The following is a 16,131-nucleotide window of genomic DNA, read 5'->3' on the forward strand; positions in this document are numbered from 1 at the left end:
CATGACGTTTCTGCTGGAACACCCTCTCAGCCTGCTGACGCTGGCACTGCTGCTCAGCCTGCTGCAGCCTGCCGACAAATTGCAGCCGCTGCTCACCCAAGGGCTGACAAGCCTGGGCCGGCGGCTGAACAAATCCGGCTACAGCCAGGGTTACCTGAAAGCCGCAGGGATGGGGCTATGGCTGGTGGTGCTGCTGCCGCTGCTGGCCGCCTGGTGGGCCATTGCCGAGCTGGCCCCCTGGCCCGAGTTACTGGATGTGCTGTTGTTGTGGGCCTGCCTGGATGCGGGCCGGATCAGCCGGCGGCTGCCGCAAACGCTTAAACAGATAGCTGAACAACGCAATCTGGCCCAGTTAACTCTGGCCCCTCTGTGTTTGCGCCAGACCGATGCCCTCTCCGAGCTGGGGCTGCGCAAGGCAGCGGCGGAAGTGGCGGTGCTGCGGCTGGCCGGGGATTTTGCCCTGGCCTGCTGGTATCTGGCCGGAGGCATTTATGCGGCGCTGACCTTTGCCCTGCTGCGGCTGGCGGTACAGGCCTGGCCATGCAAGCTGAATGACTGGCGCGCCTTTGGCACTCTGCCCTCGGCGCTGTACCGTGCTATGGCCTGGCTGCCATTTCATATGCTGGCACTGACCCTGCTGATTTATCCCGGCTCCCGCCGGGCAGTCCGTGGCTGGGCCAAAGGCAGCCTGTGGGGCTTTGCTGCCGCCGGCCGGCTGCTGGCAGTCGCCGCTGCTGGCGTGAATGCTGGCCTGGGCGGGCCACGACGTTACACTCAGGCCACCGAGTATTACCCCAAGCTGGGCAGCGGCAATCAGCTGCGTTCTGATCAGGCCCGCGGGCTGCTGCTGCGGCTGGCTCTGGCGTTACTGTTCTGGCTCTCCATTGGCTGGACCCTGACTCTGGTGCCGCTGCTTTATGGCTAAATTACTGCTGCTGTTAGTGCTGATACCGGCGCTGGCCTACGGAGAGGCAAAACGCATTATCAGTCTGGCCCCGCATATTACCGAAATACTGTTTGCCATTGGTGCCGGCGAACAGGTGGTGGGAGTGGATGAGGCCAGTGATTATCCCGAGGCCGCCACTGCCCTTCCCGACATTGCCAATTACCGTTCCATTAATCTGGAGCAAGTGCTGGCACTGGAGCCGGATCTGATTATCGCCTGGCAAAGCGCGCAGTCGCTGCAGGTGGCTCCCTTGGTGCAACTGGGTATACCGGTAGCCTATTCCGAGCCCAAACAACTGGATGACCTGAGTGACGAGCTGCTCAGATTTGGCCGGCTCACCGGCCATGAGCAGCAGGCTCAGCAGGTGGCAGAACATTATCGGCACCGCCTTGCCGCCCTGCGTCAGCGCTATCAAGAAGCAGCGCCGGTCAGACTGTTTTATCAGCTGAACGAAGTGCCATTGATGTCGGCCAGCCAGCATACCTGGATGGGCCAGGCGGTCAGCCTGTGCGGCGGAGACAGTATTACCGCCGACAGTCCCACGCCCTATCCGCAAATTGATGCAGAATTTGTGCTGGCACAAAATCCGGACGTGATTCTGGCCCGGAACCTGTCTGCTCTGCAGCGCTGGAAAGACTGGCCAGAGCTTGCTGCCGTACAACAAAACCAGCTGTTCACTATGGATGTGGACACTCTGCACCGCTTTACTCCACGCACTCCCGGCGGCATTGCCGGGCTTTGCCAGCAGCTGGATCTGGTTCGTCAACACAGACAGAAGGCGAATTGAGTTCCTCATACCGCCTCTATACAATGGCGGCCCTTTTTTGTTGAGGTAAAGACAATTGCTGCCCCTGGTTGATTCGGTATTTTACTGGAGTGATTTATTCGGCACCGCCGTGTTTGCCTTTTCGGGCATTCTGGTTGCAGGCCGTTTGCGCATGGATGGCTTTGGCGTCATCGTACTGGCAGCCGTCACCGCTATTGGCGGTGGCACCATACGGGACCTTATTATCGGGGCCGAGCAAGTTTTCTGGGTAGCGGATACCCTTTATCTTTGGGTCATTCTGGGCACGGCCATGCTGGGACTCTATATAGTTCGCCTGCCCCGCCGGCTGCCCTGGTATATGTTGCCTCTGGCCGATGCCTTTGGCCTGGCGGTGTTTACCGTGATTGGTGCCGACAAGGCTCTGAGCCATGGCACCTCGGGCATGGTGGCGGTGGTGATGGGCGTGATCACCGGGGTGGCCGGCGGCATGATTCGGGACGTGCTGGCCCGGGAAGTGCCCATGGTGCTGCAACGGGAAATCTACGCCACCGCCTGTATTCTGGGCGGCATTCTCTACACCGGTACTCTGGCGCTGGGCCTGCCCACCCTGCTGGCCACCGCCCTGGGCATGCTGGGCACCTTTATACTCAGGGTTGCCGCCATTCGCTGGCACCTGTCGTTGCCGGTGTTCTCGCTGACGCGGTGAGGAAAACAAAAAGGCAGCTCAATGAGCTGCCTTTTTTAGCGTTAAAGCCTCAGACTCAGGCCACGGTGACCCTTGCAAACTTGCGCTTGCCTACCTGATATACCGCCTGACCGGGCAGTACCTGCAGCTTGCTGTCTTCCAGCTTGTCACCGTCCACTTTTACCGCACCCTGCTTGATCATGCGCAGAGCCTCGGAGGTGGACGCCACCAGACCGGCGTCTTTCAGCAAATTTGCAATGCCCATGCCGTCGGCACCGGCATTCAGGGTCACTTCCGGCAGATCGTCAGGAATGGCGTTTTTCTGAAACCGCTGCACAAAGTCCTGATAAGCCTGTTCGGCAGCTGCTTCGTTGTGGTAGCGGGTGATAATTTCTCTGGCCAGCAAAATCTTGGTATCCCGCGGGTTGGCACCGTCGGCTACTTCCTGCTTGAGGGCGGCCAGCTCGTCCAGACTACGACGGGACAAGAGCTCGAAATAGCGCCACATCAGCTCATCGGACAGCGACATGATTTTGCCGAACATTTCATTGGGAGCTTCGTCCACACCAATGTAGTTGCCTGCCGACTTGGACATTTTCTTGACGCCGTCCAGGCCTTCCAGCAACGGCATGGTCAGCACCACCTGAGGCGTCATACCTTCGTCTTTCTGCAGCTCACGTCCCATCAGCAGGTTAAAGCGCTGATCGGTTCCTCCCAGCTCAATATCGGCCTTCAGTGCCACTGAATCGTAGCCCTGCAATAACGGGTACATAAATTCATGAATAGCAATGGACTGGCCGGAAGCATAGCGTTTCTTAAAATCGTCCCGTTCCAGCATACGCGCGACTGTCTGACGGGCAGCCAGACGAATCATGCCGGTGGCACCCAGTTCACTCAGCCAGCTGGAGTTATACACTATCTCGGTTTTCGCCGGGTCCAGCACCTTGAATGCCTGCTCGGCATAGGTTTTGGCATTAGCGGCCACCTGCTCGGCAGTCAGCGGCGGGCGGGTCGTGTTTTTGCCGGACGGATCGCCTACCTGAGCGGTAAAGTCACCAATCAGCAGCAATACTTGATGGCCCAGATCCTGAAACTGACGCAGCTTGTTAAGGATCACGGTATGACCCAGATGAATATCCGGCGCGGTGGGATCCATACCCAGTTTTACCCGTAGCGGGCGACCTTCCTTCAGCTTTGCAATCAGCTCTTCTTCAACCAGTATCTCTTCGGCACCACGTTTAATTTCCGCCAGCGCCGCTTCCAGCTGGGACATGACAACTACACTCCTGTTGGCAAGCCTGAGGCACCCTCTGGCGCTTTGCCGGGGCACAAAAAGGGATCAGGCAATATAATTTAGTTAAGCAAGCCATATTACTGGAATGGCGAAGAAATTGGAAAGACTGTAGAATTTTTGCCAGTTTTCAGGGAAGAGCCGAGCATGCCTGTGATTAAACTGCTGAATAATTTACCCCGTCGACATCGTATTGCCATTTTTGCCCTTGGTATCGGTATGGGCATACTGGCCATGTTGCCCAGTGAACAGGCCGTTGCCAGCCGGGCGATAGCTGAGCAAACCGATGCCCTCATTGTGGCTGGCGAGCGTTATCCTCTGGCGTTGGAAGTCGAGAATATTCCTTTTAATGAGTCTCGCCGTCATGCTCAGGAGCAAATAGTTCAGGTAAAGTCCGGTGATGCGCTGTCGCTGATTTTTTCCCGTCAGGGCCTGCCCTCTGCATTGCTGCACGAGCTCAGCCAGCTTGAAGAAGCGAAGGCCCTGCAGTCACTGCATCCCGGTGACAAACTCACATTTCGCTACAACCGCAATAATGAATTTACCGCCCTGCTCTATTCTCTGGACGCCGCCCGCACATTGGAAATCACCAAAGGTGCCAAGGGACTGAGCAGCCGTATTCACAGTGCCAGTCTGGAAAGCCGCAGCCGGTTTGCCCAGGGCAGAGTCAGCTCGAGCTTCTGGAATGCCGGCAAGACTGCTGGCCTCAGCGCCAGTCAAATTATGAGCCTGGCCGGCATGTTTGCATGGGATCTCGACTTTGCGCTGGATATTCGCGAAGGTGACTATTTTACCGTGCTGTTTGAAGAGCAGTACAAAGACGGGCTGAGGGTAGGCAGCGGCGACATTCTTGCCGCCGAATTTGTGAATCAGGGCAAGGTCTATCGCGCTGTGCGTCATGAAGACGGCAACTACTATTCACCGGAAGGCCGCGCCATGCGTAAAAGCTTTTTGCGGGCACCGGTGAACTTTACCCATATCAGCTCCAACTTTAACCCCCGCCGGCTGCATCCGGTCACCGGTCAGGTGCGGCCGCACAGAGGCATAGACTATGCAGCACGCACCGGCACGCCGATAATGGCCGCCGGCAGCGGTGTCGTGACCGAGTCTGGCTATAACCGCTTTAACGGCAACTATGTGTTTATTCGCCACGACAGTACTTATGTGACCAAATATCTGCATCTGCATAAACGCATGGTTAAAAAAGGTCAGCGGGTAAAGCAGGAGCAGCAAATCGGAACGCTCGGGGCCACCGGCCGGGTCACCGGCCCGCATTTGCATTATGAGTTTCTGGTTAACGGCGTGCACAAGGATCCCAAGACGGTGAAGCTGCCTCAGGCCGCCAAACTGCCCACTGCCGAACTGGCCCGGTTCAAGCCCAGGGCTAACCAGCTGCTGGCCCAGCTGACTCGTGTCGGCAATGTGATGCTGGCGAAGAACTGATACAAAAACGGCCCGCATTGGCGGGCCGTTTTTTATTAAGCAGCGACAAAGTCCGGCAGTGCAGCCAACCGTTCACACCAGCGGGCAGCTTCGGCCTCAAGATCATCATAGAGCAAGGCCTCAAAACGCCCCCAGACAGGGCCTGGCCAGGCGTCATCGGTGGTAAAGCGGGCAACATGGTGCAGGTGCAGCTGAGGCACCATATTGCCGAGTGCGGCCACATTCAGCTTATCGGGTGACAGCGACTGTTCCATTAATTGCGCCAGCGCACAGGACTCACGCATCAGCTGCTGTTGATCCGCCTCGCTCAAGTGATGAATTTCCCGCAATTCGGCATAACGGGGCACTAAAATCAGCCAGGGATAGCGGCCGTCTTTGGCCAGCAGCACCCGGCTTAACGGCAGGTCGCCCAGCACCACGCAGTCGGCGGCCAGGCGCTCATGGAGCACAAAGTCATCGCTCATGATGCCTTGCCGAAGTGCAGGCGCAGGTAGGCGGCAATATCTGCCGATTCATACAGCCAGAAATAGTCACCGTTTTCCTGTTCAATGCGCAGGCAGGGCACCATACGCTGGCCGCCACCGGCCATCAGCGCCTGCAGGTGCTCGGGGTTATTGGTGTCATATTCGGCAAGCTCAAGATCCAGCTCGCGCACTACCGCGCTCACCTTCTGACAAAAGGGGCACCACTCTTTTTTATACAGCGCCAGCTTTTCCGGGCTCTGTACAGCCGGTGCCGCTTCGGCCGCCTTGCTGGCACCACCGCCAAACCAGTCAAACAGGGACATATTCAGCCTCAGATGCTAAAGGAAGAGCCACAACCACAGGTGCTGGTGGCATTGGGATTGGTTACCAGAAAGCGGGAGCCCTCAAGACCTTCAATATAATCGACGGTACCGCCCACCAGATATTGCAGGCTCATGGCGTCTACCACCATGATGATGCCGTTCTTTTCAATCACGGTGTCGCCGTCATTGCTTTTTTCATCAAAGGTAAAGCCGTACTGAAAGCCGGAGCAGCCGCCGCCGGTAATATAAACCCGCAGCTTCAGATCCGGGTTTTCCTCTTCGGCGATCAGGGCTTTTACCTTGTTGGCTGCCGCATCGCTCATCTGGATCGGCAAGGGGACTGCTTCGCTCATCACTACCTCTTTATATATGGTGTTCTGCAAAATTATCCGATACCCGACTAAACAGTTCAAGTATTGTGCGACCGGGGCCGATTCTCGGCCTGAGCAGATTTTGCTATAGTCGGCACCACACTCGACCACAACCACCAAGGATTTTGTGCATGTCCAAGTCTGACGAACTCTTTAACCAGGCCCGCCGCTTTATTCCCGGCGGTGTAAACTCTCCGGTTCGCGCCTTCAGCGGTGTGGGCGGCACCCCCCGTTTTATTGAGCGCGCCGACGGTGCCCGCATGTATGACGTGGACGGTAACAGCTATATCGATTACATCGGCTCCTGGGGCCCCATGATACTGGGCCACAATGCTGACGTAGTCAAAGATGCCGTGATTGAAGCCGTGTCCCGTGGCCTTAGCTTTGGTGCCCCCACCGGCGTTGAGGTGACCATGGCCGAGAAAGTTTCCCAGCTGGTACCGTCCATGGAGCAGGTGCGCATGGTAAACTCCGGCACCGAGGCTACCATGAGTGCCATTCGTCTGGCCCGGGGCTACACCGGCCGTGACAAAATTCTCAAGTTTGAAGGTTGTTACCACGGCCACGCCGACTGCCTGCTGGTAAAAGCCGGCTCCGGCGCTCTGACTTTGGGTCAGCCCAATTCACCGGGCGTGCCCGCCGACTTTGCCAAACACACCCTGACCTGCACCTTTAACGATCTGGACTCGGTACGCGCCGCTTTTGAGGCCGCTCCTGCCGACATCGCCTGTATTATCGTGGAGCCGGTCGCTGGGAACATGAACTGTATTCCGCCTGCCCCCGGCTTTCTGGAAGGCCTGCGCGCCATCTGTGACGAGTTTGGTGCCCTGCTGATTTTTGATGAAGTCATGTGTGGCTTCCGCGCTTCGCTCGGCGGTGCTCAGCAGCGCTTTGGCGTCAAGCCCGACCTCACCACCCTTGGCAAGATCATCGGTGGCGGCATGCCCGTGGGTGCCTTTGGTGGCCGTCGCGATGTGATGGAACATCTGGCACCTACCGGCCCCGTGTATCAGGCCGGTACCCTGTCCGGGAACCCGGTGGCCATGGCGGCGGGTCTGGCTACTCTGAATGCCATCGGCAAGCCCGGTGTGTATGAGGCGCTGGAGCAGAAAACTCAGGCTCTGGTTGAGGGCATGCAGGCGGCCGCCGACAAGCACGGTATTGCCTTTACCACCACCCGGGTGGGTGCCATGTTTGGCTTCTTCTTTACCGAAGAAAAAAACATCAGCCGCTATGAGCAGGTCACCCGCTGCGATCTGGACGCCTTTAAACGCTTCTTCCACCTGATGCTGGATAACGGTGTTTATCTGGCACCCAGCGCCTTTGAAGCCGGCTTTATGTCGCTGGCCCACGGTGAGCAGGAAATTGCCGACACCCTGGCCGCCGCCGACAAGGCCTTTGCCGCGCTCAAGAGCTAAAGGCTAGTACCGAGCCGTCTTCACCACGAATCAACGGCAGGGTTACCTCCACCGACACGCTGCAAGTACATCCATGTAGCGCTCGGCAAATGCCATCCCTGGCATTTGACGGTCGGTTACGGTAATCCCTGCCATTGCTTCGCTGAATATGAGCACAGCTTCAGAAGTCTCAAATATCCATTCTGCTTACGCCGGCCGCTGTATTTCCACCAGCGGTGCTTCCAGCAACTCCACGCTGTTGCCGTCGGGATCCATAATAAATACATAGCGGGCACAGGTCTGACCCGGCACCGGCGTTGGTTTATCGGCCAGCAAGCCGGCCCCGTGCAAACTGCTTAAGGCATCATCCAGATCAGTAACCTGCAGGGCAAAATGTCTCAGCCCCAGCCTATGGCTCTGCGCCCAGGGCGGCAAAGCGCCCAGATCCGGCTCTTCTTCAGGGCGAAAACAATACAGCTCCAGCCGCGCCTGCCCCAGACGAAGATGACAAATCTGCAGCTCGCCCTGCTCATCCTGCCAGCGGTAATCAGGCTCAAACCCCAGCCCTTTGTAAAACCCTTCTGATGCATTCAGATTACGCACATTTAACGTTACATGATGAAAAGCAAACATAGCGCTTCCCTCCGTCTCTCTATTCAGCATATACGGAGACGGTGGCTTTCACCCGTTTGCGCCGGCATCAACAATAAGGGGGAGCACAGTGGCTCCCCCTTATTTACTCAGCTTATTATCATCAGCGGGCAAAGTTAAAAATATCCCGCAGCCAGTCGCCCACCTGCTCTCCGCTGGGCAGCTCAGGCATGGACGGCTGACAGCCGCGTATCGGCGGCAGACCACTGGTGCGGGCCGGCAATAGCCGGGTCTGCTCACAACGGGGGTCGGCAGGCTGGCCGTCACTCAGGGCAAAGTTGACCTGATCAATACCCGCCGGCGGCGACAGCTGTAAAGAGTCAACGCCACGGCCATCGAGATAGCGGCTGTAAATGCGCAGGGCACCGCTGGCACCGGTCAGGCCGGTCACGCCGTTATCGTCCCGGCCCACCCAGGCGGTAACCAGCTCTTCGTTATCCAGTCCGGAGAACCAGGCATCCCGCAAGTCATTGGTAGTACCGGTTTTACCCGCCATGATCCGGTTAGGAAAACGGGCCGCCAGATGGGCCGCGGTACCACCGCCCACTACCCGGGTCATACCATAAAGCGCCAGATAACCGGCCTGAGGGTCCAGCACCTGAGTGGCCTTGGCAGTGTGCTGATAAATCAGCTCGCCCTTTTCGTCCTGAATGGCCCGAATAGACGTCAGCGGCTGATACAACCCCTGATTAGCCAGAGTCAGATACAGCTGGTTGACTTCCAGCGGGGTCAGCTCCAGCGTGCCCAGCAGCATGGAAGGATAAGGCGGCACCGGCTGCTCTACGCCCATGCGCTTGAGTCCGTCCACTATTTTATCCAGACCCACTGCCATCCCCAGGTTCACCGTGGGCACGTTCAGGGATTTGGCCAGACCATCCACCAGCAGCACGCTGCCGCGATACTGGCGATCGTAGTTTTTGGGCCGCCATACCTGTCCGCCTTCACTGCGCAGGGTAACGGGTTCGTCCTTAAGCGGGCTGGACAGACGATAGCCGTTTTCCAGACCCAGCGCATACACAGGCGGCTTAATCAGCGAGCCTATCTGGCGACGGGCTGACAGCGCCCGGTTAAAGCCGGCAAAGGCCGGATCGGCTCCGCCCACAACAGCACTCACTTCCCCCTTGCGCCAGTTTGACACCACCATGGCCGCTTCCAGATCCTGGCGCTTGGTATTGGCACGCAGCTGCTTTATCTGCTCGGCCACCGCCTGCTCAGCAGTATGCTGGGCGATGGGATCCAGACTGGTAAAAATACGCAGGCCGTTCTGATTGAGAAAGCCGGCACCAAAACGGGTGTTGAGCTCGTCCTTCAGCAGCCCCATAAAAGCCGGAGTGCGGCCATAGCCCATACGGCCACGCTCAATCAGCCCCAGATCCCGGCTGCTGGCCTGCTCATAGGTCTGGCGGTCAATATGACCTTCATTGGCCAGCAGCCGCAGCACCAGATCCCGGCGATCACGGGCCCGCTCACTGTTACGCCAGGGATCGTAAAAAGAAGGTCCTTTTACCAGCGCCACCAGCAGCGCCATCTGATCCGGATTCAGCTCGTTGATGGGCAGGCCGAAATAAAAATAACTGGCCAAACCAAAGCCATAAACCCCTTTGGCACCGTTTTGCCCCAGATAAACTTCATTCAGATAGGCTTCAAGAATTTCGTCCTTGTCGTAGCGAAAATCGATGATCAGTGCCATGTAGGCTTCCTGAACCTTGCGCCACAGGCTGCGGTCCTGACTGAGGAAGAAGTTCTTGGCCAGCTGCTGAGTCAGGGTACTGCCGCCCTGCACGGTGCGGCCGGCCTTGATGTTGACCACCAGGGCCCGCAATATCGCCAGCGGCGACACGCCATCGTGCTGATAGAAGTCTCTGTCTTCCACCGTGATCAGCGCCTGCACCAGCAGCTCGGGCACCTGATCCAGACGCACCAGCAGCCGGTCTTCCCGTTCGTCCACATTGAGCCGGTCAAGCAGCACCGGATCCATGCGCGCATAACCCAGTTCGCGGCCGTTATCCGGATTCTGCATGCGGCTCAGACGCTGGCCGTCAAAGCTCAGCAGCAAAGTACGGGCCTGCTCGGCACCATCAGAGAAGTTGAACGGCCGGCGATGAATTTCAATACGGTTACGGCTCACCGCATATTCACCGGGCCGCGAAGGGCTGGCCACCTTGCGATAATTCAGCATCTGCAGTTCACGCAGCATCTGGGCATGAGACAGCTTCTGCCCCGGAAACAGCTCCAGCGGCCGGCTGTAGACCAGCGCTGGCAGCGACCACTTCTGTCCTTCAAAGCGGGCGCGCACCTGGCTGTCCAGATAAATGCCGAAAATGCCCATTAATACTGTCCCTACCAGGGCCAGCTTGAGCATGAGTCCCCAGCCAAAGCGGCGCTGTTTTTTCACCGGCTTTTTGCGGGATTTACGGGTTGTCTTTTTTGCCATAGTCAGTGATTCATTCGTTTTTTGGTGTACCGGGTCGGCGCCGTATTGGCGGGATCATCGGGCCACGGGTGTTTGGGGTAGCGTCCGCGCATTTCTTTTTTTACATCGTCATAGGCACCGGCCCAGAAGGCAGCCAGATCCCGGGTCAGCTGCAGCGGCCTGCGCGCCGGTGACAACAGCTCAAGAAGCAGTGGCACCCGGCCTTCCGCCAGCAGCGGAGAACCGGGTTGCCCGAACATTTCCTGCAGCTTTACCGGCAAAACCGGATCTTCCTGTTTCCGGTAGCGAATCGCTGCTTTGGTGCCGGTGGCCAGTTCAAGCTGGCTGGGTAGCAGAGTATCCAGCAATTGCCGCTGTGGCCAGTCCAGCCGGCTCAGTAAAATGCCGTGCCAGTCGAGCTTGCCAAGCTCACTCCAGCGGCCAAGGCCGTGCAGGTGAGGGGCCAGCCACTGCTCGGCATCGGCCAGCCAGGCGGTTTCATCACATTCCATAAAGCCTTTATCGGCCAGTTTTTGTCCGGCGAGCTGCATGCGAAGCCAGGTTTGTTCGGCTTTTTCGTTCAGCGGTAGCGCCGCCCAGCCCCGTTTTTGTATTTCCTGCAGCAAACATTGCGCCTTTTGTTCCGGGCTGACCGAACTCAACGGCGTCCGTTGCAGCACCAGTCTGCCAAAACATCGCTGTCGCTCGGCCCGCACCCTGTCGGCATCAGCATCCCACTCCAGTTGCTCCCGCTCACTGAAACGCTCCGGTAACAACGACTGAAGCTGACTGAGCTCCACCGGTTCAGCAGCCTGCACAAACACGCCCCGCTCGCTCCGGCTGAGTGCCGCCACCGCCAGCCAGCTTTTGCCGGTAAGCGGGCTGCCTTCGGGCAAATCGGCACTCAGGCCGCCGGCCAGACCGTAGCGACGCCCGCCGCGCAACTGCCCCAGCCACTCTGGTCTGGCGTTGGCCAGCAAAACGCCCACATAAGTGCCTTCGGGCTCACTCATTGGCTGCTTTATTCGTTCAAACCAGCGCCGGGCACTGGCCCTGATGCGGCCTTTGCCCGCCAGTATTTGTCCGGACAGGGGGCTATCTCCGAGCCGGTTTTCTTCCAGCAGCGCCAGCAGCCAGACGCCATCGGCCAGCGCGCCCTTATGGCCCTGCTGCTGCCACGCCAGTGCAGTCAGCAACAACTGCCCCAGCCAGGGCTCACAGCCCAGCTGCCAGACCCGCCGGCCCAGTGGCGTCAGCTGAGTGCCGGTCAGTAATCCCAGCACTTCCAGCTGCTGCTGCGCCGCCGCCAGCAAGGAGGCCGGCGGCGGCGTGAGCAAAGGCAACTGTTCTGGCTGGGCCCCCCAGGCGGCACACTCCAGTAAAAAACCACTGAGGCAGCTTTGCTCTATTTCTGCCGGCCGCCGCGGGTCCAGCCGTTCCTGCTGCTCCCGGCTCCACAGCCGAATACAGGTGCCCGGCTGCAGCCGGCCGGCACGGCCGGCCCGCTGAGTGGCCGAGGCCTGGCCGATGAGCCGGCTGTGCAACTGAGTGATACCCGACTCAGGGTCAAAACGGGCCTGGCGCTCCAGCCCCGAGTCCACGACCAGGGTAATACCTTCAATGGTGAGCGACGTTTCTGCCACATTGGTGGCCAGCACCAGCTTGCGCCGGCCTTCTTGGGCTGGCGCTATGGCTGCCTGTTGCTCCGCAAGGGAAAGACGACCATATAAGGGTCTGAGTTCCACATCATCGGGCAAGCGCTCATTCAGCCACTCTGCAGACCGGCGAATTTCCCGCTCGCCGGGCAAAAAGGCAAGCAGGCTGCCCTGCTCACGGCTGAACGCATCCAGCACGGCCCGGCCCAGGCTTTCTTCCAGGGGCGTATGCAGGTTGCGGGGGCGGTATTCCAGCGCCACCGGAAAACTACGGCCTTGGCTTACCACCAGCGCGGCCTCGGGCAACAAAGCATCAAGGGCCAGGCCATCCAGGGTGGCCGACATCACCATAATCTTGAGGTCATCGCGCAGCGCCTGGCACTCCAGGGCAAAGGCCAGTGCCAGATCCGCCTGCAGGCTGCGCTCGTGAAACTCATCAAAAATCAGCAGTCCAACCCCGTTCAGCTCCGGGTCAGCCTGCAGCATGCGGGTCAGCACTCCTTCGGTCACGACTTCCAGCCGGGTCTGCTTACCAATACGGCTTTCACCACGCATGCGATAGCCTACCGTCTGCCCGGGCTGCTCATTCAGCTGAGCCGCCAGATATTGAGCAATGGAACGGGCCGCCAGCCGGCGCGGTTCCAGCATAATAATGCGCCCTTCAGTCATCTGCTGCTGCAACAGCCACAACGGCAGCCAGGTAGACTTACCGGCACCGGGTGGTGCTTCAATAATTATCTGGCTGGCCTCAAGGGCTTGTTGCAATTGCGGCAGGACCTGGGTTATGGGTAGCTGGTTCACGGCGTTACTCGGCTGGCATTAAACCCGGCTATTGTGCCAAAAGGTCTGCAGGAATGAAATTTGCGCCAGCGCAACACTCTCGCAAAACCCGGGCGTAAAATTGTGTATAGTATTTTATCGGTAACCAGACGGAGCTTGTTGCCCATGCATTGGTTTTTACCACCAGCAATTTCACGGATCTGCGCCGGCAGCTGTTATGTTTAAAGCCCGGCTTAGCATTTTTTATACGCTGCTGACGTTTGTCTGCATTTTTTCTGTTGGCCTGTTTTATACGCACCTTAGGCTGCAGGCAGATCGTAAAGAGCAGCTGCTGCTGGTAGAGGAAGTCGCCAGTGCTCAGGCCTCATCACTGGAGCGCCGCCTGACGCAGGCGCTGTCGTCTACCTATATTCTTGCTCAGGAAGTACGCCGCAGTAACGGAGAGTTTCATGACTTCAACAAGTTTGCCAGAGAAGTCATGGATTCTCTGGGTGGTGTGTCTGCATTACAGCTGGCACCAGACGGTACAACCGAGCAAGTCTATCCACTGCATGGTAATGAGCAGGGCATTGGTCATAATCTGCTGTTCAGTGACCAGCGCAGCAAAGAAGCCTGGCAGGCCGTCAACAGCAAAAAGCTGACTCTGGCCGGTCCCTTCCCGCTGGTGCAGGGTGGTGTGGGCCTGGTAGGGCGCAATCCTGTTTTTCTTGATCAAAATGGCCGTGAGGAGTTCTGGGGTTTTGTAACGGCCCTGATCCACCTGGATGATTTGCTGGCAGTCACAGAGCTGGGGACGCTGGCACAAAAACACTACACCTATACCCTGTCACGCCAGCACCCCGATACCGGCAGCACCGATATTTTTGCCCGCACTGACGCCCCGCTGACACCGTTGCAAATTACGCGTACCATTCAAGTGCCCAATGGTGAATGGACTCTGACCATGAGTCGTCCGGTCAGCTTTGTTCAGCCCGTGATCACCGGGGCCGGCTTCAGTCTGCTGCTTGCTGCCATTATGTCTTTATTACTCCATCGCATCTTACGTGAGCCTGAACGCTTGCGCAGCCTGGTAAAACAGCAAACCAACCGGCTGGAACACCTGGCTTTTCACGACGAGCTTACCGGATTGGCTAATCGTCGCTTCCTGACCGAAAAGCTGGATCAGGCCCTTTTTCACAACCACCGCAAGGGTGAATGCCTGGCGCTGATGTATCTGGATCTGGATGATTTCAAACGCATCAATGACTCCACCGGCCATGAAGACGGTGACCGCTTGCTGGTGATGGTGGGGCACCGTCTGCAAGAAGCAGTACGGGAAGCCGATATCATCGGACGGCTGGGTGGCGATGAATTTGCAGTGATTCTGCTCAACATAGAAAATGCCGATAATGCCCGCCAGGTAGCCGAAAAGATTATCAGCACCCTGAGCCAACCGGTAAACCTGGGGCAGCACGAGGCAACCATCAGTGCCAGCATCGGCATTACCATGGCTCCTGATGACGGCAGCAGTAGCAGCGAGTTACTGCGCAATGCTGATCTGGCCATGTATAACGCCAAGCGGGCAGGCAAGAATCAGCTGTCCTTCTATAACAGCGTTATGCAGGAGCAGGCGCTGCAGGCCATGGTGCTGGAAGATGAGTTACGACGGGCTCTGCAACGCCGGGAATTTGTGCTGATGTTTCAGCCCATAGTGTCTTTGACCAGCGGCAAAAACATAAAATTTGAAGCATTAATTCGCTGGCAGCATCCTGAAAGAGGTCTGCTGGCCCCAGGCAGTTTTATCGATATCGCTGAACAAACCGGCCTGATTGTCCCTGTCGGCTATTGGGTGATTGAAGCCGCCTGCGAGTTTATTCGGCAGCAGTACCAACATGGCGTGCCGGTCAGACCCGTTGCCGTCAACCTGAGTGTCTGCCAGCTACGAGAGCCGGATCTCGCCTGCAAGATAGAGCGAATAATGGCACACCTGAAGGTGCCTCCCTATTTATTGGAACTGGAAATTACCGAATCCATGCTGATGGAAAATGTGGAGCTGGCCATGACGCTGATTAACCAGCTGCAACAGCTCGGCATTCGCATCTCTATTGACGACTTTGGCACCGGCTATTCCTCCTTGTCGCAACTGCGCCAGCTGCCGTTCAACTCCCTCAAAATTGACCGCTTGTTCATCAAGGATCTGGAAACCAGCCTGGTGGATCAACAAATGGTAGAAGCCATTACCGCCATGGTGCACAAGCTCGACCTGATGGTGGTAGCAGAAGGCATAGAAACAGAATGGCAAATGGCATTTCTTGCTGCTGCCGGCTGTGATCATGGCCAGGGCTTTCTGTTCGCCAGACCGCTTCCGGCAGCCGATGCACTGCAATACCGCGGCCATAACATACGATCAAAAGGCGATCAAAAAGCAACGGTATGACTGAAACGAACAATCGCCTGTTTCTGGCCTTCGCCGCCCAGCAGCTGGCCCCTGAGCTGACATTATTACAAAACCGGCTGGCGCTGCCGGGCCGGCGCGTTCCTCCCGAGCAATTCCATATGACTCTGCATTTTATGGGTCAATGCACACCCGAACAGCAGACCTCTTTGCTGGCCCAGATAGACCGCCTGACACTGCCTGCCTTTGCCCTCACTCTGGATCGGCTGGGCTGCTTTGCCAAAGCCGGCGTTATCTGGCTGGGGCCAAGCGCACCGCCTGACTCTCTGATGAAGTTATACGAGACCATAGAGCTGAAATGCCGGGCTTTGGGTGCCGGCAAGCCCCACCGCGCCTACCGGCCTCATATTACTCTGTTCAGAAACTGTACCAGTGAGGCGCTACCACCCATAGCGCCACTGCATTACCGCCCGGACAGCCTGTGCCTGTATCGCTCCGAGCTGACCGCGCAGGGGCCGGTTTATCACTGCCAGAAGCGCTGGCCTTTGAAAAGGGAATAGGGACTGGGAACT

At 57.9% G+C, this 16,131-nt stretch carries 14 protein-coding genes; 7 read left to right on the forward strand and 7 right to left on the reverse strand.

Features of this window, described 5'->3' with window-relative positions:
* Nucleotide 1 precedes the first annotated feature (1 nt).
* The 3 genes from G364_RS0106985 to G364_RS0106995 are packed head-to-tail and all read left to right on the forward strand — an operon-like array spanning nt 2 to nt 2,418.
* Nucleotides 2-925, forward strand: a complete 924-nt coding sequence (locus G364_RS0106985) for a cobalamin biosynthesis protein (protein WP_019934433.1) — start codon at nt 2-4, stop codon at nt 923-925.
* Nucleotides 918-1,733: a cobalamin-binding protein gene (locus tag G364_RS0106990; protein WP_019934434.1), complete on the forward strand. Its 816-nt coding sequence runs from the start codon at nt 918-920 to the stop codon at nt 1,731-1,733. Before G364_RS0106985 ends, G364_RS0106990 begins: the two co-directional genes overlap by 8 nt.
* 55 nt (nt 1,734-1,788) lie before the next feature.
* Nucleotides 1,789-2,418, forward strand: a complete 630-nt coding sequence (locus G364_RS0106995) for a trimeric intracellular cation channel family protein (protein ID WP_019934435.1) — start codon at nt 1,789-1,791, stop codon at nt 2,416-2,418.
* 55 nt (nt 2,419-2,473) lie between these two features.
* On the opposite strand, the gene tyrS is transcribed toward G364_RS0106995, so the two are convergent.
* Nucleotides 2,474-3,670 (reverse strand): tyrosine--tRNA ligase, encoded by a 1,197-nt coding sequence (gene tyrS / locus G364_RS0107000; RefSeq protein WP_019934436.1) that lies wholly within the window; start codon nt 3,668-3,670, stop codon nt 2,474-2,476.
* 165 nt (nt 3,671-3,835) lie between these two features.
* On the opposite strand from tyrS, the gene G364_RS0107005 reads away from it, so the two are divergent.
* Nucleotides 3,836-5,131 carry a peptidoglycan DD-metalloendopeptidase family protein gene (locus tag G364_RS0107005; RefSeq protein WP_019934437.1) on the forward strand — a complete coding sequence of 432 codons (1,296 nt, stop codon included), beginning with the start codon at nt 3,836-3,838 and terminating at the stop codon, nt 5,129-5,131.
* 35 nt (nt 5,132-5,166) lie between these two features.
* Here the strand turns inward: G364_RS0107005 and G364_RS0107010 are convergent, their stop codons facing one another.
* From G364_RS0107010 to erpA, 3 genes are read right to left on the reverse strand one after another with little or no spacing between them, the layout of a single operon-like run.
* Nucleotides 5,167-5,595 carry an HIT domain-containing protein gene (locus G364_RS0107010; protein ID WP_019934438.1) on the reverse strand — a complete coding sequence of 143 codons (429 nt, stop codon included), beginning with the start codon at nt 5,593-5,595 and terminating at the stop codon, nt 5,167-5,169.
* On the reverse strand, nt 5,592-5,918 hold the full coding sequence (locus tag G364_RS16425) for a glutaredoxin family protein (RefSeq protein WP_019934439.1): 327 nt from the start codon (nt 5,916-5,918) through the stop codon (nt 5,592-5,594). The genes G364_RS0107010 and G364_RS16425 overlap by 4 nt, the downstream gene beginning before the upstream one ends.
* An 8-nt stretch (nt 5,919-5,926) precedes the next feature.
* Nucleotides 5,927-6,271: an iron-sulfur cluster insertion protein ErpA gene (gene erpA / locus G364_RS0107020; protein ID WP_026344754.1), complete on the reverse strand. Its 345-nt coding sequence runs from the start codon at nt 6,269-6,271 to the stop codon at nt 5,927-5,929.
* 149 nt (nt 6,272-6,420) lie between these two features.
* Between erpA and hemL the strand changes: the two genes are divergently transcribed.
* On the forward strand, nt 6,421-7,707 hold the full coding sequence (gene hemL / locus G364_RS0107025) for a glutamate-1-semialdehyde 2,1-aminomutase (protein ID WP_019934441.1): 1,287 nt from the start codon (nt 6,421-6,423) through the stop codon (nt 7,705-7,707).
* A 186-nt stretch (nt 7,708-7,893) separates the two neighbouring features.
* Here hemL and G364_RS0107030 read toward each other — a convergent pair whose 3' ends face one another.
* The 3 genes from G364_RS0107030 to hrpB form a co-directional block, all read right to left on the reverse strand.
* Nucleotides 7,894-8,319, reverse strand: a complete 426-nt coding sequence (locus G364_RS0107030; RefSeq protein ID WP_019934442.1) for a VOC family protein — start codon at nt 8,317-8,319, stop codon at nt 7,894-7,896.
* A gap of 121 nt (nt 8,320-8,440) precedes the next feature.
* Entirely contained in the window at nt 8,441-10,771 is a 2,331-nt protein-coding gene (gene mrcB, locus G364_RS0107035; RefSeq protein ID WP_019934443.1) for a penicillin-binding protein 1B, read from the reverse strand.
* A gap of 2 nt (nt 10,772-10,773) precedes the next feature.
* A complete protein-coding gene (gene hrpB, locus G364_RS0107040) occupies nt 10,774-13,206 on the reverse strand; it encodes an ATP-dependent helicase HrpB (protein ID WP_026344755.1) in 2,433 nt (810 codons plus the stop codon).
* Between the two features lie 196 nt (nt 13,207-13,402).
* Here hrpB and G364_RS0107045 point away from each other — a divergent pair, with 196 nt between their 5' ends.
* Entirely contained in the window at nt 13,403-15,601 is a 2,199-nt protein-coding gene (locus tag G364_RS0107045) for a bifunctional diguanylate cyclase/phosphodiesterase (protein ID WP_019934445.1), read from the forward strand.
* Nucleotides 15,598-16,119 carry an RNA 2',3'-cyclic phosphodiesterase gene (gene thpR, locus G364_RS0107050; protein ID WP_019934446.1) on the forward strand — a complete coding sequence of 174 codons (522 nt, stop codon included), beginning with the start codon at nt 15,598-15,600 and terminating at the stop codon, nt 16,117-16,119. Before G364_RS0107045 ends, thpR begins: the two co-directional genes overlap by 4 nt.
* The last annotated feature ends 12 nt before the right edge of the window (nt 16,120-16,131 follow it).

Source organism: Oceanimonas smirnovii ATCC BAA-899 (assembly GCF_000381965.1).
Taxonomy (GTDB): Bacteria; Pseudomonadota; Gammaproteobacteria; order Enterobacterales; family Aeromonadaceae; genus Oceanimonas; species Oceanimonas smirnovii.